The organism is Clostridioides difficile ATCC 9689 = DSM 1296, from assembly GCF_001077535.1.
Taxonomy (GTDB): Bacteria; Bacillota; Clostridia; order Peptostreptococcales; family Peptostreptococcaceae; genus Clostridioides; species Clostridioides difficile.
Genome location: NZ_CP011968.1, coordinates 3,295,687 through 3,316,089, shown reverse-complemented (window position 1 = coordinate 3,316,089; position 20,403 = coordinate 3,295,687). Strand labels below are relative to the sequence as shown.

The 20,403-nt window shown below is 27.8% G+C and carries 17 protein-coding genes; 14 read left to right on the top strand and 3 right to left on the bottom strand.

Annotated elements, in window-relative coordinates:
• The first annotated feature begins 166 nt into the window (after positions 1-166).
• The 3 genes from CDIF1296T_RS15570 (at position 167) to CDIF1296T_RS15560 (ending at position 2,784) form a co-directional block, all read left to right on the top strand.
• Positions 167-1,111 carry a DUF1848 domain-containing protein gene (locus CDIF1296T_RS15570; protein ID WP_009898095.1) on the top strand — a complete coding sequence of 315 codons (945 nt, stop codon included), beginning with the start codon at positions 167-169 and terminating at the stop codon, positions 1,109-1,111.
• Between the two features lie 168 nt (positions 1,112-1,279).
• Complete coding sequence (locus CDIF1296T_RS15565; RefSeq protein WP_018112805.1) at positions 1,280-2,212, top strand: TDT family transporter; 933 nt, start codon at positions 1,280-1,282, stop codon at positions 2,210-2,212.
• 104 nt (positions 2,213-2,316) lie between these two features.
• Complete coding sequence (locus CDIF1296T_RS15560; RefSeq protein WP_003431999.1) at positions 2,317-2,784, top strand: C-GCAxxG-C-C family protein; 468 nt, start codon at positions 2,317-2,319, stop codon at positions 2,782-2,784.
• Positions 2,785-3,027: 243 nt separating this feature from the next.
• Here CDIF1296T_RS15560 and CDIF1296T_RS15555 read toward each other — a convergent pair whose 3' ends face one another.
• Positions 3,028-3,882 carry a GRP family sugar transporter gene (locus CDIF1296T_RS15555; protein WP_009891331.1) on the bottom strand — a complete coding sequence of 285 codons (855 nt, stop codon included), beginning with the start codon at positions 3,880-3,882 and terminating at the stop codon, positions 3,028-3,030.
• Between the two features lie 165 nt (positions 3,883-4,047).
• On the opposite strand from CDIF1296T_RS15555, the gene CDIF1296T_RS15550 reads away from it, so the two are divergent.
• The 10 genes from CDIF1296T_RS15550 to CDIF1296T_RS15505 all read left to right on the top strand — a co-directional run bounded on the left by CDIF1296T_RS15550 (position 4,048) and on the right by CDIF1296T_RS15505 (position 16,430).
• Positions 4,048-6,012: a BglG family transcription antiterminator gene (locus tag CDIF1296T_RS15550; RefSeq protein ID WP_018112804.1), complete on the top strand. Its 1,965-nt coding sequence runs from the start codon at positions 4,048-4,050 to the stop codon at positions 6,010-6,012.
• Positions 6,012-6,473, top strand: a complete 462-nt coding sequence (locus CDIF1296T_RS15545) for a PTS sugar transporter subunit IIA (protein ID WP_003431991.1) — start codon at positions 6,012-6,014, stop codon at positions 6,471-6,473. The genes CDIF1296T_RS15550 and CDIF1296T_RS15545 overlap by 1 nt, the downstream gene beginning before the upstream one ends.
• A 2-nt stretch (positions 6,474-6,475) precedes the next feature.
• The gene (locus CDIF1296T_RS15540) at positions 6,476-6,796 is read left to right on the top strand and encodes a PTS fructose transporter subunit IIB (RefSeq protein WP_003422575.1); all 321 of its coding nucleotides are present in this window, start codon (positions 6,476-6,478) and stop codon (positions 6,794-6,796) included.
• A gap of 15 nt (positions 6,797-6,811) precedes the next feature.
• On the top strand, positions 6,812-7,912 hold the full coding sequence (locus tag CDIF1296T_RS15535; protein WP_009891322.1) for a PTS fructose transporter subunit IIC: 1,101 nt from the start codon (positions 6,812-6,814) through the stop codon (positions 7,910-7,912).
• Between the two features lie 119 nt (positions 7,913-8,031).
• Complete coding sequence (locus tag CDIF1296T_RS15530) at positions 8,032-10,632, top strand: alpha-mannosidase (RefSeq protein WP_009898092.1); 2,601 nt, start codon at positions 8,032-8,034, stop codon at positions 10,630-10,632.
• Between the two features lie 468 nt (positions 10,633-11,100).
• A complete protein-coding gene (locus tag CDIF1296T_RS15525) occupies positions 11,101-11,436 on the top strand; it encodes a winged helix-turn-helix transcriptional regulator (RefSeq protein WP_003431984.1) in 336 nt (111 codons plus the stop codon).
• Positions 11,437-11,572: 136 nt separating this feature from the next.
• Complete coding sequence (locus CDIF1296T_RS15520; RefSeq protein WP_009898091.1) at positions 11,573-12,850, top strand: cytochrome c biogenesis protein/redoxin; 1,278 nt, start codon at positions 11,573-11,575, stop codon at positions 12,848-12,850.
• Between the two features lie 120 nt (positions 12,851-12,970).
• Positions 12,971-14,359 carry a dihydrolipoyl dehydrogenase family protein gene (locus CDIF1296T_RS15515; RefSeq protein ID WP_009898090.1) on the top strand — a complete coding sequence of 463 codons (1,389 nt, stop codon included), beginning with the start codon at positions 12,971-12,973 and terminating at the stop codon, positions 14,357-14,359.
• Between the two features lie 370 nt (positions 14,360-14,729).
• The gene (locus tag CDIF1296T_RS20220; RefSeq protein WP_032506707.1) at positions 14,730-15,443 is read left to right on the top strand and encodes a DUF434 domain-containing protein; all 714 of its coding nucleotides are present in this window, start codon (positions 14,730-14,732) and stop codon (positions 15,441-15,443) included.
• A 117-nt stretch (positions 15,444-15,560) separates the two neighbouring features.
• Positions 15,561-16,430 carry a L,D-transpeptidase family protein gene (locus tag CDIF1296T_RS15505; RefSeq protein WP_003431686.1) on the top strand — a complete coding sequence of 290 codons (870 nt, stop codon included), beginning with the start codon at positions 15,561-15,563 and terminating at the stop codon, positions 16,428-16,430.
• Positions 16,431-16,584: 154 nt separating this feature from the next.
• Here the strand turns inward: CDIF1296T_RS15505 and CDIF1296T_RS15500 are convergent, their stop codons facing one another.
• Together CDIF1296T_RS15500 and CDIF1296T_RS15495 are read right to left on the bottom strand one after the other, a co-directional pair.
• Complete coding sequence (locus tag CDIF1296T_RS15500; protein WP_009898088.1) at positions 16,585-17,730, bottom strand: iron-containing alcohol dehydrogenase; 1,146 nt, start codon at positions 17,728-17,730, stop codon at positions 16,585-16,587.
• A gap of 333 nt (positions 17,731-18,063) precedes the next feature.
• Positions 18,064-18,840 carry an IclR family transcriptional regulator gene (locus CDIF1296T_RS15495; RefSeq protein ID WP_003439844.1) on the bottom strand — a complete coding sequence of 259 codons (777 nt, stop codon included), beginning with the start codon at positions 18,838-18,840 and terminating at the stop codon, positions 18,064-18,066.
• Positions 18,841-19,421: 581 nt separating this feature from the next.
• Between CDIF1296T_RS15495 and CDIF1296T_RS15490 the strand changes: the two genes are divergently transcribed.
• Positions 19,422-20,396 (top strand): 2-keto-3-deoxygluconate permease, encoded by a 975-nt coding sequence (locus CDIF1296T_RS15490; RefSeq protein ID WP_003422586.1) that lies wholly within the window; start codon positions 19,422-19,424, stop codon positions 20,394-20,396.
• The last annotated feature ends 7 nt before the right edge of the window (positions 20,397-20,403 follow it).

Here is a 20,403-nt window from a genome sequence, read left to right as displayed (position 1 = left end):
TTATTTTTAAAGAATTATAACTTTATTAAGGATATTTTAAATGCTAGAAATGAATCAGTAAATCATACTGGAATTATCTTAAATGTTTTGATTAAATTAAGTATTTAGAGCTATAATTATATTAAAAATATATTAGAACATAATTATATTACTATGGAGGTTAAATATGATAGTAAGTGTGAGTAGAAGAACTGATATACCTGCTTTCTATAGTAAGTGGTTTTTTAACAGACTTGAAGAAGGTTTTGTTTATGTAATTAATCCAATGAATCCAAAACAGGTTAGTAAGATAGAGTTAAATCCACATACTGTTGATTGTTTTGTATTTTGGACAAAGGATGTAACTCCAATGTTATATGATTTAAATAAATTAAGAGACTATAAATATTATTTTCACTATACTATAACATCATATGGAAAAGAAGTAGAGACATGTATTTTAGATAAAAGAAAGGTAATAGATTCATTTAAGGAATTGTCTAGAAAAATAGGCAAAGAAAGAGTAATTTTAAGATACGACCCGATTTTCTTAAGTGAAAAGTACACAGTAGATTATCATATCAAAGCATTTGCGAGTTTATGTAATCAGCTTGATGGATTTACAGAAAAATGTATAATAAGTTTTATCGATTTGTATAAGAAAACAAAATTTAATACTAAAGCATTACATATAAAGCCAATAGAAATTACAGAAATAGAAACATTATCAAAAGAGATTTCTAAGATTGCTCATAAGCATGGGATAATACTTGAAATGTGTTCTGAAGAATATAATTTAAGTAAATTTGGGATTGGAAAAAGTAAGTGTATTGATGATAGATTAATATCAAAAATTATAGGATGTGAAGTAGAGGTAAAAAAAGATAGTACACAAAGAGATATTTGTGGATGTGTTAAAAGTGTCGATATAGGACAATACAATACTTGCAGACATTATTGTCTGTATTGTTATGCTAACTTTAATTATGCAAAAGTAGAAGAAAACTGTAGGCTTTATAAGGAAGATAATAAATTACTCATAGATACTTTAAGAGATGATGCAAAAATAAGCATTAGAGATATGAAGACTATTAAAGTAGATAATAATAAACAAATTAGTATATTTGATTAAAATAAATATACTAATTACCTTAATATATTAAGAATATAGATACTTTTGATAATAAAATTAAACTTAATAGATATTTTCTATATAAGAAAGATGGTCATAATATGTCAATTTGACCATCTTTTTGATATAATTAAAACACAAATAATTTAGTAACAAAGGAGGCAGAACTTGAATTTATTAAAAAAATATCCTATACCTATTGCAAGTTTGATTTTATCAATTTTTACTTTAGGTAACTTATTACAATCTTATAGTGAATCATTACGTAATGTAATTGGATTTATAGGATTTATTTTGTATGCAATTTATATAGTCAAAATAATATTACTTAGAAAGGGTGTTAAAGAGCAATTAGAGAACCCTTTAATATCAAGTACATTTCCAACTATAACAATGGCAACAATGATATTTGCTACATATATAAAACCATTATCTTTAGAATTAAGTATTATGATTTGGAGCATAGGAATTGTGGGTCATCTTGTGTTAATAGTCTTATTTAGTAAGAAGTTCTTAGTTAAATTCTCAATAAAAACGGTATTTCCATCTTGGTATATAGTATATGTTGGGATAGTTGCAGCTAGTGTTACGGCACCAGTATTTAATCAACTTTTGATTGGCAAAATTGCTTTTTGGATAGGATTTGTATCTTATATAGTTCTTATACCAGTAATTTTAAAGAGAGTATGGATAATCAAGGAAATGCCTGAACCATCTTTACCAAGTATAGCTATATTAGCTGCACCAGGGTCACTATTATTGTCTGGATATATTAATTCTTTTTCAGATAAAAATAATGTAGTATTATACTTGTTATTCATATTATCAATTGTATTTTATATTATAGTTTTGGGATATTTACCAAAATTATTAAGATTGCCTTTTTATCCGAGTTTTGCTGCATTTACATTCCCTATGGCAATAAGTGCAATGGGTATGAAACTAATGAATGGTTATTTAACTAAATCAGGTAATTTTATAAGTTGGATTTCATATGCTTCTAAGTTAGAAGAGATAATTGCTACAGTGATTATTTTATATGTTTTAGTTTTGTTTATTATATATCTTAGTAAATCTGAAACTACATCTAAAGCTAAATAAGAATTATTAAATATGTGTATTTAATAGGAATATTGATATAAATATATGAAGATAAGATAAACCATAGAAACTTAATTTAGCTTAATTTTATTGGAGGAAAACAAATGAAAACAAAAGAAGAATATTTAAAAGAAGTTAGAAACATATCAGAAGAATACTTTAGAAAAGGAGAGTTTTTTTGCTCTGAAGCAGTTCTCCAGACAATAAATGATGCTTTAGGCCAACCTTTAAGTCCAGAGATAACTAAGTTAGCATCAGGATTTCCGATAGGACTTGGAAAGGCACAATGTCTTTGTGGAGCAATATCTGGGGGAGAGATGGCTTTAGGTATAGTATATGGAAGAGTTCATGGTGAAGCTATGAATCCAAAGATGTTTGAGCATGCTAAAGGTTTGCATGATTATATTAAAAAAGAGTATGGTGCAACATGTTGTAGAGCTATTACAAAGAAATGGGATGGTGATAACTTTATGTCTCCTGAAAGAAAAGAGCACTGTATTAAAATAACAGGTCAAGTTACAGAGTGGGTTGCAGATAAGCTTATAGAAGATGAAAAACTTAATATCAAATAGTGTAATATTAGTTGGTGAATTTATAAAGTTAAATTTACTTATAGTATAAGATACTTGATATTCTCGTATTGATAGAAAAATTTATAGCATATGTATTTAATGAAATATACTTATATTTAGAGTGTGGTTTAATTTCATAAATACATATGCTATTATTTTAAGTATATAAGCAAATTTATTTAAATAAATAGAAACAGTTAATTTATATGTACAAAACTATATATGATTAGTGTAAATAAATACCTATTTTATAATACTCAACATAAAGACACCAGACATGATTAGTATTATACCAATAAAAATAGCAAGCCATTCTTTTTTGTTCTTCTTTTCTTTAAAAAATATAATCCCTCCTAAAGTGGCTACTATCACACAACTCTGAGAGATAGAAAAACTTATTGTAACTCCCAATGTATTAGTCGTTATGAACATACCTAAATTTGCTATTGACCACAATATACCAGTAATTAAATTGAATAAAACATTTTCCCTATATACAATCTCTTTAGAAAAATACTTGACAATAATAGATGAAGTTATCAACATACCAACAGATTGAGGTAATATAATTCTGTATCCTTCAATTAAAAATATTTGATTAGTTACAACATATAATGATAAAAATAGAGATGATAATAATACAACTCCAACACATTTTAACATATTTTTATCTGTAGATTTTTTAGTTTGATAATTTGTGAGAAGTATACCAAGTATTATACATAATATTGATAAAGAACCAATCAGTAACATTTTAGAACTGGTCCATTCGTTAAACAAGATTACAGCTAATAATGTCGTAAAAGTTAATTGTGAACCATTTGAAATTGGCATTACTTTAGATACACTAGCAATTTGAATTGCTTTAAACTGCATTAATTGTCCCAAACTCCAGAATATGCCAGAAATCATACTTATACAAAATGAAAAAAATGTAATTTCAGGATGTATAACCAGAGTTATTATAGTGGAAAATATAAACGCACTTATGGATGTACCTAAAAGCTGTTCATGAGGAGAACTTTTCTTTAGATTTGCAACTATGGGCATCAATCCCCATCCCATTACAGGAAGTAAAGCAATAATTATTGTCAGCATTAAACTATTTCCTTTCATATTAAATTTAGACAGCTTTTAATTTATCATCTAAAATTAAAGTGTTCAATACATAAAAATTACCGTATTTAATCAGGAAATATTAGTAGTTTTTTAGAAAAACATTTTCCATTAAAATAAAGACAAAGGGAAGGAGTAAAATTGAAAATGTTAACTGATATGATTCAAAATCGTGAAATTAAAATAATAAAGTTTTTATTAAAAGAAGGTCATACAACTGTAAAAGCAATAGCAGATGATTTAGATGTTTCAGAAAAAACAGTTTCAAAATCTCTTAAAGAAGTAGAAGCAGTGCTTAAAAAGATAGGTCTTTCTTTAATAAGAAAACCTAAGATAGGTGTTTATATTGATGGAGATTTAAAAAAAATACTTCCTTACCTAGATAATAAAGGAAGTCAAATTCCTACAACCAGAGAGGAGAGAGTTATCTATATATATTCAGTACTTTTAAAGAGTAATGATTATATTACTATACAACAACTTTCTGATGAACTATATATAAGTCGTGGAACTATTGAAAGGGATTTAGCAGAAGTTGAAAAACTGCTAAAAAACGAAGGGATTTCCATATATAAGAAACCTAGTAAGGGAATAAAGTTAAATATAAGTGAAAGAGATAAAAGACAACTTACTGCTAAATTTATACATAAATTTTGGAGTAGAAACTGGTATATTAAGCAAGAGCAAGAAAGCTTTTATCAAGCATTTGAAAAGATACAAGCAGATGTAAATGGTATTTTTTCGGAAGATGATTTATCAATAATTATTGATATTCTTAGGAATTTCAGCAGAGAAAGAAAATTTGAGTTCTCTGATTATGAATTTCAGTCATTAGTTATTCATTTGGCAATAGCTGTAGAGAGAATTAGAAAAGGCGAATATATAGAAGAAAGTTTGTATACTGGTAATATAGAAAATAATCAAATGTCAAATACCAATTATTTAGCAAAACAATTAGAAGAAAAATTTTCAATATTATTACCAAAATCTGAAATTGGATATATAAATTTACATTTAGTAGCGTCTGACCAACATAGAGATACTAATGAACTAAAAAATACTTCAACTAATCCTTGTGAGACAAGTACAAATAATATATCAAATCTTCGGGAAATTATAAAAAATACATTGTATGAGACAGCTTATGACAAGGATTTAATTGATGGATTAACTTCACATGTACATTCATCAATAAATAGACTGAAATATGGACTTAGTATTAAAAATCCATATGTAAATACAATCAAACAAAACTTTTCTTTATCATTTGAGCAAGCTTTAGATTTAAAGAAAGTAATTGAATTTATATATGATATTAGGATAAATGATGATGAATGTGCTTATATAGCATTACATTTTGAAGCTTTTAGAGAAAGAATGAAAGAACTTCCACAAAATATTAGAGTAATTCTAGTATGCAGTACAGGATTAGGTTCATCTAGGTTATTGTCTGCAAGAATAAAAAAATACTTTCCAATGATAAAGATTGAAAAAGTACTTTCCGTACAAGAATTAGTATCCAGTAAAATTGATGCAGATTTAGTAATAAGTACTATTTATTTAGAGTTAGAAACAATTCCAACCATAGTAGTTAGTCCTATTTTAAATGAAAGTGATATAAGAACCTTGGAAAGAAATATACAAAATGTTTCAAGTTGTACTTCTAAGAAGTATAAATCTTTCAGAAATTTAATCTTTGAAGAAAATATATTGTTGAATATTGAAGCTTCAAATTATGAAGATGCAATTAATCATATAACAGATAACCTAATAAAAAAAGGTTTTGCAAAAGAAGGTATAGCTAAAAGTGCAATTGAGAGAGAAAATTTATCTTACACTTCTTTCCAATCAATAGCTACACCTCATGCTAATCCTAGTTATATTAAAAAATCTAATATATCTGTTGCAACGTTAAAAAATCCTATTACATGGGGAAATGAAAAGGTGGAAGTTATTTTCTTTATTTCATTAGAAAATGACAAAAACCTAGAGCTTGATGAAATATATGAAGTTTTTTATGACTTTATTGACAATAAAAAAAATATAAATGACATATTAAGTGCAACTTCCACAAAGGAAGTGTACGATTTGCTAGTGGAGGAGAGTATATAGTGAAAATATCAGATGTATTGAAAAAAGAGCAAATTGTTTTTAATCTTGATACAAATACAAAGGAAGAAACAATAAAAAAATTAAGTAGTATATTTGTTGAAAATGGGATTGTGGACAATGAAGAAGAATATGTTAAGTCTGTTTTGGAAAGAGAAGAACATTCAACTACAGGTATTGGTAATGGTATTGCTATTCCTCATGGAAAAAGTAATGCTGTCAAAAAATCTTCTATAATATTTGCAAAGACTAAGCATAAGATTGAATGGGATGCTTTAGATGAAAAACCAGTAGATAGTATTTTCTTATTGGCTATAAGCAATATTGATAAGGATAGCAATCATCTTGTACTATTATCTAAATTAGCAACTAAACTTATGGATGATGACAATGTAGATGCACTAAAATTAGCCAATTCAGAACAAGAAATAATCAATATATTTAGTGAAGAAGGAGAGATGTAGAAATGAAAAGAAAAATTATAGCAGTTACAGCATGTGCAACAGGAGTTGCACATACATATATGGCAGCTCAAGCGTTAAAGAAAGCTTCAAAAAAGATGGGTCACCTTATAAAAGTTGAAACACAAGGAGCTACAGGAATCGATAATGAGTTAACTACAAAGGATGCACAAATTGCAGAAGTAGTAATATTTGCAGTAGATACTAAAGTCAGAAATGCTGAACGTTTTGAGGGAAAAGAAATACTAGAAGTACCAGTTAATGCACCTATAAAGGATGCAGAGAAAGTAATAAATGATGCACTAAAGTTAATTGACACTAAATAAATGGAGGGAAATATAATGTTGAAAAAGATAGTCTCTGAGTTAAAAAAGCATGTCTTAACTGGAATCTCATATATGATTCCATTAGTAATTGCAGGTGCTATGATAATGGCGATATCTCGTGTAGGTGGTTCTTTCTATAATATACCAGATATATGGGATGCTAAATATGCAGAAAGTGCTAGTAGTATTGTTAGATTATTACATGATTTAGATGGGTTTGGAGGTACTGCATTAGGATTAATGTTTCCTGTAATTGCTGCATTTATAGGATTTTCTATAGCTGATAAATTAGCTATTGTACCAGGTCTTGTTGGAGGTATGATTGCTAAAGATATAGGTGCAGGATTTTTAGGAGCTTTGGCAGTTGGTCTTATAGCAGGATATACATGTTTGTTTATTAAAAATCATGTTAAATTACCAAAATCAGCAGCTTCAATAGTACCAATATTTATAGTACCAGTATTTGGGACATTAATCACTGTTGTATTAATCAATTATGTGATAGGTATACCTTTTGCCACATTAAATACTGGATTAGAAAATTGGTTAAATGGATTATCTGGTACAAATCAGATATTAATGGCAGCTATTATAGGGGCTATGATGGCAGTTGACTTAGGTGGACCAGTTAATAAAGCAGCTTTAACAACATCACTTGCATTATTAACAAGTGGAATTTATGCGCCTAACACTGCTGCAATGGTAGGAATAGTTATACCACCACTAGGATTGGGACTTGCTACTATACTAGCAAAACAAAAATATAATAAACAGTTACGTGAAGCTGGAAAATCATCTCTTATAATGGGTTTAATTGGAGTAAGTGAAGGAGCAATTCCTTTTGCAGTAGAATCTCCATTAAAAGTAATACCTTCATGTGTAATTGGAACAGCAATTGCTTCAGCTATGGCAGTTGGTTTAGGTTCAGTAAATGCAACTCCAATTAGTGGATTTTATGGATGGTTTACAGTAGAGAATTGGCCAATGTATGTGTTATCAATAGCAGTTGGAACAGTAATTGTAGCTGGATTAGTTATAGTATTGCGTGGAAATCCAGTGATTGAGGATGATGAATTTGAAGATGATGATTTTGATGAAGCAGAGTGGGAATCTTAAAATTTAATAACTATTTAAGACGTGTTATAAGCTATATTCAATATGAATCTTATACTAAATAAAGTGTTAAACATTCAGTTTAGACTTAAATATAAAAGATAAAGAACAGAGGAGAATAAATGATAAAAGCACATATTGTTAATCATACACACTGGGATAGAGAATGGTATTTTACTTCTGGAGATGCATTAGTACTTAGTGAACAACTATTTACAGATGTAATTGATGAATTAGAACGTAATCCAGATGTAAGTTTTGTACTTGATGGACAACTTTCTATTTTGGATGATTATGTACAATTACACAAAGAAAAAATAGAAATCATTAAAAAGTTAATAAAAGAAGATAGACTACATATTGGACCATGGTTTACTCAAACTGATGCATTCTTTGCTAGAGGAGAGTCTATTTTAAGAAACTTAATGATTGGAATTTTTGAAAGTAAAAAGTATGGTAAGTATATGAAAATTGGGTATTTGCCAGATACATTTGGATTTAATGCACAGATGCCTATACTATTAAAGCATGTAGGTCTTGATAATATATTCTTTTGGAGAGGTATACATCTTGGTAAACAGGTTCAATCACCATATTTTAAGTGGAAAAGCTTAAATGGAGAAAGTTATATATATGCAGTAAATATGCCACATGGATATGGAACTGGTATGCTTTTAGAGCCTTCATTAAAGTATGTTAATGGACGCTTAGACCCAGCTATTGATTTTATTAAATCATATACTGATGTAGATGAGGTGTTAATACCTTCTGGGAATGACCAGTTAAATATAATAGGTGATTTCAAAAATAAAATTAAAGCGATTAATGATATCGGAAAGTATTCATATATAACGAGTTCATATCAAGAGTTTTTAAAATATATAAAGTCTATAGAATCACTAGAAAGCTATAGAGGTGAATTTAGAGAACCTGTATTAGCAAGAATACATAAATCAATTGGTTCTAGTAGAATGGATATAAAATTAGCATGTGATAAACTAGAAAACAAGCTGATTAAAAGAATAGAGCCATTATTAGTAATTGCTAAAAAGAGTAAAATTGAAATAAGCAATCAGTTACTTATAAATACATGGAAAAAACTTTTGGAAGGACAAGCACACGATAGTTTAGCTGGATGTGTAACTGATACTGTAACAGATGATATTCTTCACCGTATAAGAGAAGCAAATGAAATATGTGACAGTATTGAAAATACTATTGTAAAAAAGATTTCAGAAGGGCTTAAATTATCTAAAAATGATATTTTAGTATTCAATACAGAAGCTAAGCGTTTTAATGGATATAAAGAGATACAAGTTGTAAGTGATAGTAAAAATATTTATTTTAAAGATAATTTAGATGCTACTATAATTGAAGAAACTTATGTAAAACCGAGAGAAAATGTATTAGAAGAAACACCTGCTGGTAATATATTTATTGAAGAACCAGGATATTATATATTAAAAGTAAGAATAAATATACAGCTTCCTGCACTTGGTTATAAAGTTGTTAGTTTTGAATTAAGTGATAAAGAAATGGTGTCACTTGATAAATCTAATGACACTTTTATATCTAATGATAATTATAAGATAATATATGAAGATGGAAGCTTAAATTTACAACTTAAAGATGGAACTTACATATCAAACTTTTTAACATTAAAAGATAGTGGTAATGCAGGTGATACCTATGACTTTTCTCCACTAAAAAATGATGAGGATATAAAACTTTCGTTTGATAAAGTGTATACAGAAAAAGCTTTAGGATATGAAAAAATGGTGGTTAAAGGTACTACTTTACTACCACTTACATTAGAAGATAGAAAAAACAAATATCTTAATGGGAAATTAAATGTAAAAGTAAGTATTGTCTTATCTAAAGAAAACCCATTGATGGATGTAAAACTTTGTGTTGATAACACGATATATAATCATAGACTACGTGTTCATATAAAAACTGATATAAAAGATAATAAAAACATAGCATCATTGCCATTTGGATATATAACAAGAGAAAATGGAGTTTTAGACAACTGGGAAGATATTTACAGTGAAATGCCTATAGATTTAGAACCTTTGGAAAGTAATATTACGCTTACAAACCAAAATAGAAGTTGTACTGTATTTACTAGAGGAATAAAAGAGTATCAACATATTGAAGATGAAATTGCATTGACCTTACTTGCTACTACAGATGAACTAGGAAAGCCTGATTTATTATATAGACCAGGACGTGCTTCTGGAGATACAACTAAAAAAGGTCATATAAGAATTAAAACAGATAAAGCTCAAATGCTTAAGGAATTAGAATTTTCATTTGCAATATATATGGATTCTAAATCATTTGATGAATTGGAAATTGCGAATTTAACCCACAATTATCTAAGAGAATGTGTAAATTATCAATTACAGGATTACAATTTCTTTTTATATCGTATAGATAATAAGATTCAAAAATCAATTGTCAATAAAACTGTAAGTAGAGAATTAGAAATAATATCTTTACCAGAAAACTATCTTATATCAGCATGTTATCCTTCTTATTACAGTAAAGATAAATTTATAATAAGAGTGGAAAATCCGAGTAGTAATAGAATGATATTGGATGAGCAAATATTTAAAAATAGAAATGGGAAAATTGTAAATGCAATAGAAGATGTAGAAGAAGAACAGGTATATGAAATAGCACCTTTTGACGTTATTTCAATACTATTGGATTTATAAGTGTAAAAGTAAGTTTATTGTTTAAAGTCTGACAGATATTAATCTGCCAGACTTTTTAATTTGTATAAATTTGGGTAAATATTAATGAATGGTTTTAGTATTTAAGTATGAATTTAGTATTTAATATAGAATTTATTGAAGTAGAATAATTAGTTTAACAGGATAAGCAGTTTAAATAAAGAATTATTATATTAGAGTGATTTTATATATAATTTAAAATAATAAAATTTTAATAAAATGAGTGAAAGATTGTATATTAATAGAGTTGATGTAGTTACAAAAAAGTTACTAATTGTTATGTATTTACAAAACTGATATATTAATTACATAAAATCTAAAATAGTTTGTAATAGGAGTATATATAATAAAAATTTTAATTAAATAAAGCTAGGTATATTTATAATATTAATAAATATATTGCTATAAAAGTTTGTTTAATAAATTAAATAAAGAAAAGAGGAGAATAAAATGTACAACATAGATGATATGATATATAATTGTCCAGTAGAAGCTTTATCAAATATTTTAGGTAAAAAATGGGTGGCTATAATTATATGGAAAATACAAGAAGATAAAAAACGATTTGGAGAGCTACAAAGAGCTATACCAGACTGTAGTAAGAAAATGTTAGTTCAACAACTAGATTTTTTAATTGAACAGGGGATTATAGTCAACCAAAAAAAGTTGGTTAATAATGTTGTAGAGTCAACATATTTTTTAAGTGAATCAGGATTACGATTGCTTCCTGTCATGGAAAAAATGATTATGTGGAGCAATAAAAATTTAAATTGTGATAAATACTAAAATTTACTCTGTAAGTAATGAAAATTTAATTAAGCTATGAGTAGAAAAATGTATTAAAATTACATAATTTTTTAGTTAGATTTTAATTTAGAAATAGGATTGTAATATTGGAAATAAAATAAGGAGGAATTTTAATTTGCAAAATGTAAATTTATTTTTAGTATTTATAGAAGGTATAGTATCATTCTTTTCACCATGTATACTGCCAATTTTACCTATTTATTTGAGTATATTGTCAAATAGTAGTGTAGAAAATTTAAAAGAAGGAAAGACGAGTTTTATAGGAAGTTCTTTATTTAAAAATACTATATTTTTTGCTCTTGGAATCTCAACAACATTCTTTATATTGGGTTCATCAGTAAAAGTATTGAGTATGTTTTTTAATGAAAATAAAGATTTAATAATGTTTATTGGTGGGATTATAATTATTATCATGGGATTATTTTACATGGGAATAATTAAATCTTCAATATTGAATAGAGAAAAAAGATTTAATGTTAAGTTTAAAGAAATGAAAGCAATAACAGCTTTTATATTAGGTTTTACGTTTAGTTTTGGATGGACACCTTGTATTGGTCCAATATTGGCATCTGTATTAGTCATGGTTTCAAGTTCAAGTAATCATCTTAGTGCCAATCTTTTAATAGCAGTATATACTATTGGTTTTATTTTGCCATTCATAATTACAGCTATGTTTTACAGTAAACTATTTAAAACTATAGATAAGATAAGATCTAACATGGAAATTATTAAAAAAATAGGTGGGATTATACTTATAGTATCAGGAATATTAATGATGGTAAATGGATTTGGAAGTATAAGCAAACACTTTAATACGTCACAAAATAGTAAAATTGAAAGCAAGCAAGAAGAAAATAAGCGAGAAAATTCTACTGATAAAGAAGAAAATTCTGATGGTAATGATAGTCAAAAAGACTCTAATAATGACAATAATGATAAAGGGTCTAATGATGAAGATAGAATAAAGTCTATTGATTTTACTTTAACAGACCAGTATGGTAAAACACATAAATTAAGTGATTATGAAGGCAAAGTTGTATTCTTAAATTTCTGGGCTACATGGTGTCCTCCATGCAAAGAAGAAATGCCTTATATAGAACAACTGTATAAAGACTATAATAAAAATAATGATGATGTAGTAATTTTAGGAGTAGCTTCACCTAATTTAGGTAGAGAAGGTTCAAGGGAACATGTAGTTAACTTCTTAAAAGACCAAGGTTATACATTCCCTGTTGTACTTGATGAAGATGGAGCATTAGCATATCAATATGGAATTAATGCTTTTCCAACTACATTTATAATTGACAAGGAAGGATATGTAACTCAGTATATTCCAGGAGCTATGGATAAGGCAACTATGGCATCATTTATTGAAAATCAGAGAAATAAATAAAAGTATTTAAGTATAAGTTTATAAATCAATTTAAGGTTACAAAAAAGTGCCTAATTGTACCACCTAAATAATCTTGTTATAGTAAAAGTATAAACAATACAAGAAAGGGTTGAATTTTATATGAAAAAAACATTTGATGCTATAATAATAGGATTTGGAAAAGGTGGAAAAACATTAGCAGGGGATTTGGCAAACAGGGGATTAAAAGTAGCTTTAATAGAAAAGTCAAACAAGATGTATGGTGGAACATGTGTAAATGTGGCATGTATACCAACAAAAAGCTTAGAAAATTCAGCAAACAGCGTAAAAACAAAGAATATAAATTCTTGGGATGAAGTACAAGCTGAATATGAGAAAGCTATAGATAAAAAAGAAACTTTAATTACAAAACTCAGAGAAGCTAACTATAATAAATTAAATTCAAATGAGAATGTAACTATATTCACAGGAATGGGAACTTTCATTGATGAAAAAACAGTTCAAGTCAAAACTGAAAATGAAATTTATGAGTTAGTAGCAGATAATATATTTATTAATACTGGTTCAAGACCATTTATACCTAATATTAAGGGAATTGAAAATAAGAATATAGTATATGATAGTGAGTCTCTTATGAATCTAAGAACTTTACCTAAAAAAATGACAATTATAGGAGCTGGATTTATAGGTTTAGAATTTGCTGGTATTTATAGTTCATTTGGAGCAGAAGTTACAATATTAAACTCTAATAATGGCATTTTACCAAATGAAGATGTTGAGGATTCAGAAGAAATAATAAAATTACTTGCAAAGAGAAATGTAAAAATTGTTAATAATGCAAATATAAAAGAGATTAAAGAAGTTTCTGAATTAGCAATAGTAGAATATGAAGTAGATGGTAAATCTAAAGAATTAACAAGTAATATGATACTTGTAGCTACAGGAAGAAAAGCAAACACTGAAGGGCTAGGGCTAGAAAATGCAGGTATAGAATTAAATGAAAGAGGATTTATTAAAGTCTCAGAAACTCTTAAGACTAATAAAGAGCATATATGGGCTATAGGAGATATAAATGGAGGTCCACAATTTACTTATATTTCATTGGATGATTATCGCATAGTTATTAATCAGTTATTTGGAGATAAGACTAGAACAACTAATGATAGAAAGAATATCCCAAATTCTATATTTATAAGTCCAGCATTTTCAAGAGTTGGTCTTAATGTTAAGCAAGCTAAAGAAAAAGGATATGAAGTATTAGTGGCAAAGATGCCAGTAGAAGCAATTCCAAGAGCTAAACAGATTGGCAAGGCAGATGGGTTTATAAAAATAGTGATAGATAAAAAATCCAATAAGATACTTGGAGCTAGTATGATATGTGAAAATTCAAGTGAGATTATCCATCTTATTCAATTAGCTGTAGATTTAGAAGTAGAGTATACATATTTAAGAGACCGTGTTTATGCACATCCAACTATGACAGAAGCTCTTAATGATATTCTATCTCCTAATATGATAAAAGAAGTATAACATAAGTTTAATATATAAACCTAAAATTATCATTATAAGTAGATTTTAGAAAGAGGCTATCTCAAAAAATAGAGATAAGTCTCTTTTTTACTGTTTAAATGATAAAAATATATTTGATTTTATAAAAGAAGATTATCTTATGAACTAAAAAGTTTATTTTAAAACACTACCTATTTATGTTATAAACTTATAAATATAATATAGAATCTATTATTCTGTATTATTAAGTGGGGTTAAGCGTTATAATTAATTATAAATATTGAATAATCTAAATGGATAAGATAATGGTATTAAAAATTATCTTAAAAGGTGAAATAATCTGTATTTAATGTAGTACAGTTATATCTTTAAAGCAAGGTGGTGAAATGATATAAATAAGATATCTAAAAGAGGGTTTGATGATAGTGATAAAAGATGGTTTTCAAGTAAAGAATTAACAAGACTTATAAAGGCTAAAGAAGAAATAGAATGGTTATTAAATAGGGATTACAAAATAGACCCAGTCGTTACTTTTGTTGGTGATAGATATCAGTTTTCTATAAGACAAAGAGATGCATTAAAAAGGGCAGTCTGTACTGATGAAAAAAATATTATAAGACAATCAAAGAGGCTTTCTCTAGATAAAATCAAAGAAGATACCGTAAATATAGATGGCTTTAATTTGATAATATCCATAGAGGTAGCATTATCTGGTGGTACTCTAGTAATAGGAAGTGATGGCAATATAAGAGATTTAGCAGGTCTTAGGGGAACCTATAAGATTATAGATAAAACAGAAGAAGCTTTGAATCTGATAGGTAAATTTTTTAATAAATACAATGCACAGAATCTTAAATTTTATTTAGATGCTCCAGTTTCTAATTCAGGAAATTTAAAGTATAGGATATTAGAGCATGCCAAAACTTGGGGAATTGAAACTGAAGTAGAATTAGTAAAAAATGCAGATGTTGTATTGGAAAAATTAGATAGAGTAGTTAGTAGTGATGCAGTCATAGTTGACAAGTGTATAAGTTATTTTAATGTGGCTAGAGGTATAATTGAAGAGTATATTAAAGAATGTAATATCATAAATTTAAATAAATAGATAAATATAGGTGAGAATATATAAGTATATGTAGCAATATTATTAGTAATACAAGTAAAGTTTGAAAATAGGAGAACGAATACATATCGAATTTCATAAAATGTTGTAAAAAGACATATGAGAGGATGGATATGTGTGAAATTAACTAAACTAAATATTAAAAAATATAGAGCACCTATATATAAATATGCTTTAGCAAATGTAAATTTGAGGTCTGCTAAATCTACCAATTCAAGTATCATAACAGTAATACCTCAGGGAGCTAAAATGGAAGTATTGGATGAAGAAGATGACTGGATTAAGGTGATGTACAATTCTCAAGAAGGATATGTGTATAAGGATTTGGTATCAGTAAGCGAATATGCTTGGAGTAACTTAAACTTAAGAGAAGATAAATCTACAACTTCCAATATAATTACAGTAATTCCTGAAAAATCTAGGGTTGAAGTCCTTCAAGTAGATGGAGATTGGAGTAAGGTTGTATATGATGATAAAATAGGATATGTTTTTAATTATTTTTTATCAATTGATGGGAATAAACCAAATGAATTAGATTATAAGTATTTTTATACTGACATGATTAAATTTGTTAACGAAAATAATATTAAAAGTACTAGCGATTATCTAATTGTAACAGACCTTAGAAATAAATATACTTATATTTTTAAGAAAGATAATGGAGGCTGGGGACAACTTTACAAGTGGCAATGTACTATAGGTAAGCCTGAGACTCCAACTATAACAGGTATATTTTATATAAGTGGAAGAAAACCTTCTTTTGGAACGGATGAGTATTCAGTTAAATATGCTACTAGAATTAAAGGTGGATATTACTATCATTCTGTGCTATATGATTCAACAGGAAGTTATATAATAGATGGCAGACTTGGTGAAGCTCTTAGTCATGGATGTATAAGATTAAGTACGGAAAATGCAAAGTGGATATATGATAATATACCAGATACAACAACAGTTATAATTCATTAAGAAAAATTTTGAGTTTTTTATTGGGATAATGATTCTTAAATTAATAGGATTATATATTAACTTCTCATAAAGAGTACTATTTAAAAAGTGTAATAAGAGAATGCTATTAACAAAACAAAGATATTTTGAGGCACTCTCTTATAAATATACATAATTAAGATATTTTCATAAACAATTCTATAATCTTATCTTTATCAAAGAAAACAGGATTAGCACCAGCACAAGCATCTTTCATAGAGTTTTCTGCAAGCAATTCAAAATTAGGATTATCAACACCTACATCTTTTAAAGATTTTGGGATTCCAACCTCTTCAGAAAGAGCTTTTATCTTATCTATTACAAAGTCAACACACTCTTTATCTGATTTATTATTTACATCCATTCCAATAACTTCAGCTATTGGTCGGAATTTGGCAGGGGCTGATTTAGCATTTTCCTCCTCAACTATTGGAAGTAGCATGGCATTACATACTCCATGAGGTAAATCATATAAACCTCCTAATTGATGAGCCATAGCATGTACATTTCCAAGACCTGCATTACTAAAGGCAATTCCATTTAAAAAACAAGCATAACACATTTGTTCTCTAGCTTCTATGTCATTACCATTTTTAACAGCTCTTGGAAGGTATTTAAATATCTGCTTTATAGCATATAAGGCAGTTGAATCTGTAACATCATAAGCACCATTAGCTACTACAGCTTCTATAGCATGAGTTAGTGCATCCATACCAGTTGCTGCTGTTAAATTAGATGGTTTGCTAATCATTAATTCTGGGTCATTTACTGTCATTGTAGCTAGTGAATTGGTATCAACCATTATCATCTTTACATGTCTGTCTTCATCAGTTATAACATAGTTTATTGTAACTTCAGCAGATGTACCAGCAGTAGTAGTTATAGCTATGATAGGAAGACATTTTTTAGAAGTTTTGTTGATACCTTCATAGTCTCTAATATCTCCTCCATTAGTGGCTAATATAGAGATAGCTTTACCACAGTCTTGTGGAGAACCACCTCCTATAGTTATAACGAAGTCGCAATTTTCTGATTTCAATATTTTAAGTCCTTTATTCACATTAGTTACAGTTGGATTTTGTTTAACTTCATCATAAACAACAAAGTCTACATCTATCTGAGATAAAATATCTGTTACTTTTTTTACAGTACCATTTGAAACTAGAAATTTATCACTAACAATAAATGCTTTTTTAGTTCCTAATGATTTAATTGAATCTTTAGCTTCATTAAGACATCCTTTCCCAAGTAAATTTATTGGTGGTACATAATAAATGCTCATAACTAAAATCTCCTTTTATTTTCATTGATTTTTATGTAAAAATATATATCTAACAATTTTCACTAATTTACTCATAATATATCGTATCTTAGATTGAGATAGGGTTGCTGGTTCTTATATAAGAACTTAATTCGTAATTACGATTATGATTAGAATTTAACATAGTATTTTTATCATGTCAATAAAAATATAAAAAATATTATAAAAAAAAACAAAGTTACTGTAGTTAAATCAGCAACTTTGTTTTTATAGTATAAATCAAATAAATACATTAGTTTAAAACAAAATTTTTAATTATTATGTTTTGATATCTTCCATATACAGAATATTAATCTAATTTATTACAATGTCTTCATTACGTTCTTCCATCATTGATTGAATATTTTTCTGAGCATTTAAGAGTAATTTTTTTATCAGTTCTATTTTTTCGTCATTAGCTCTAAATAAAGGCAGTGTTACACTAACAGCAGCTCTTATACATCCATTTTTTCTTATTGGTACGGCAAGACATTTTAGGTGTTCCATTGATTCCTCACACTCTGAAGCTATTTGTGTTCTTTGAACTTCAAGAAGCTGGTCGTATAAAACATCAAAATCTGTAATTGATTTTTCTGTAAAACCTTTTAGACCATCTGGATATAAGCTTATTAGTTTTTCCTTGTCAAAATCACATAAAAGAGCTTTTCCAAGACCTGTACAATTAGCAGGTATTTTTTTTCCAACATAAGAAATAAGTCTAATTGGTTCTGGAGAATCTACTTTTCCAATATAAAGAACTTCATTATTGTCAAGTATACCAAGCTGACAAGTTTCAGAACAGGAATTAACTATATTAGTCATTTCGTCAATTATATAGTTAAAAATAGTTCTTTTTTCAAAAAATGAAGACCCTAATGTGTAAGAACGTATCCCTATAGAATATTTGGATGTGTTTTTATCAATAGTAATGTATTTTCTAGCATTAAGTGTATGAACTATAGGAAAGATGCTACTTTTTGGAGCATTGATAACATCTGCTATTTCTGTAAGAGTATATCCATTTTCGGATTCTGCTAATGCTTCTAAAATATCTAATATCCTAGCTGTTGGGCGATGATTATCTGAAGTCATAAATTTCCCCCTCTTTTTATTAATTTAAAGTATTAGAATATGTTGATTTTAGCACACTATACGATATTTTACAATGTAGAAAATAAATATGTAAATTTATATATAAATAAGCTCTTGATTTAGATACAGATAGATATTTTTTTAGGCTGTACATTAAGGAATAACTAATTTCCAAAATATACCTAAAGAAAGTAAGTGATATTTAGTTATATAATTTAAGTAAATATATGCAATAGTGATTTTTATATGTAAATATCAAAATATTATGAACTTATATTTTATCTATTTTTTACACTGTATAAAAACTTTATAGTTTTGAATACTATATAATTTTAAATACGCTGTATTTTTGCATATAAGGAAGTCATTTGATAATATACAAGGTATTATCAGAAAGTTTGAAAAAATTTTGACAAAAATTTATTTTTTTTATTGACTCATAAATAGGAAAATGCTATCATTAATTCAAAGATTCGTAATTAAAAATCTAGTTCTTAAATACGAACCGAAACGGCCGTTAGAATTAAAGCTAAAAACTTAATAAGAGTAATTAAATATCATGTTTTAGGAGGATTAACTTTATGATAATGGATTTTATTAAAAAAATTCCTGCAGGTATGATGATAGTGCCAATGTTTATAGCAGCTTTCATTAATACCTTTTGCCCAGATATTGTACAAATAGGTTCGTTTACGACAGCAGTATTTTCAAGTGTTGGGTCTGCAACTATAATTGGGGTTCAACTGGTATGCTTGGGAACTCAGCTTCAATTTAGAGAAATGCCAAAAGTTTTAAAGAGAGGTGGTATACTTCTTGGTTCTAAATTTGCTATAGGTGCTTTGATAGGTATACTTATAGGAAAGCTATTTGGAATGGATGGTGTCCTTGGTCTGACAACATTGGCTGTTATAAGTGCAGTTACAAATAGTAATGGTAGTATATATCTTTCATTGATGACTTCATATGGAGATGAAACAGATTGTGCAACTATGAGTTTACTTACTTTAAATGATGGACCATTTTTTACATTAATAGCTCTTGGGACTTCAGGTCTTGCAAATGTACCATTGTTGTCATTATTGGCTGCAATAGTGCCAATACTTGTTGGTATGATAATAGGAAATTTTGACAAAAAAATGAAAGAGTTTTTAGAGCCAGGGTGTAATTTACTCGTACCTTTTGTAGGGTTTGCACTTGGTAGTAGCATAAATCTTGCAAGTATACTAAAAGGAGGTTTATCAGGAGTATTACTTGGATTAATATCTGTATTTGTAGGAGGTATATTTATAGTATTCTGTGATAAATTTATAGGAAAACGTCCAGGATATGCAGGATGGGCTGTAGCTACAACTGCTGGAAATGCAATTGCTGTACCTGCTGCTGTTGCATTAGTTGACCCATCATGGCAACCATATGTTGCAACAGCTACAACACAAGTGGCAGCCGCAGTAGTTGTCACTGCAATATTAGTACCTCTTATAACTAGTTGGTGGGCTAAGAAGTATGGATGTCCTAAGTTCCCAAAACAAAATGAGGATGGTACAATAACAGCTTAATTTATAT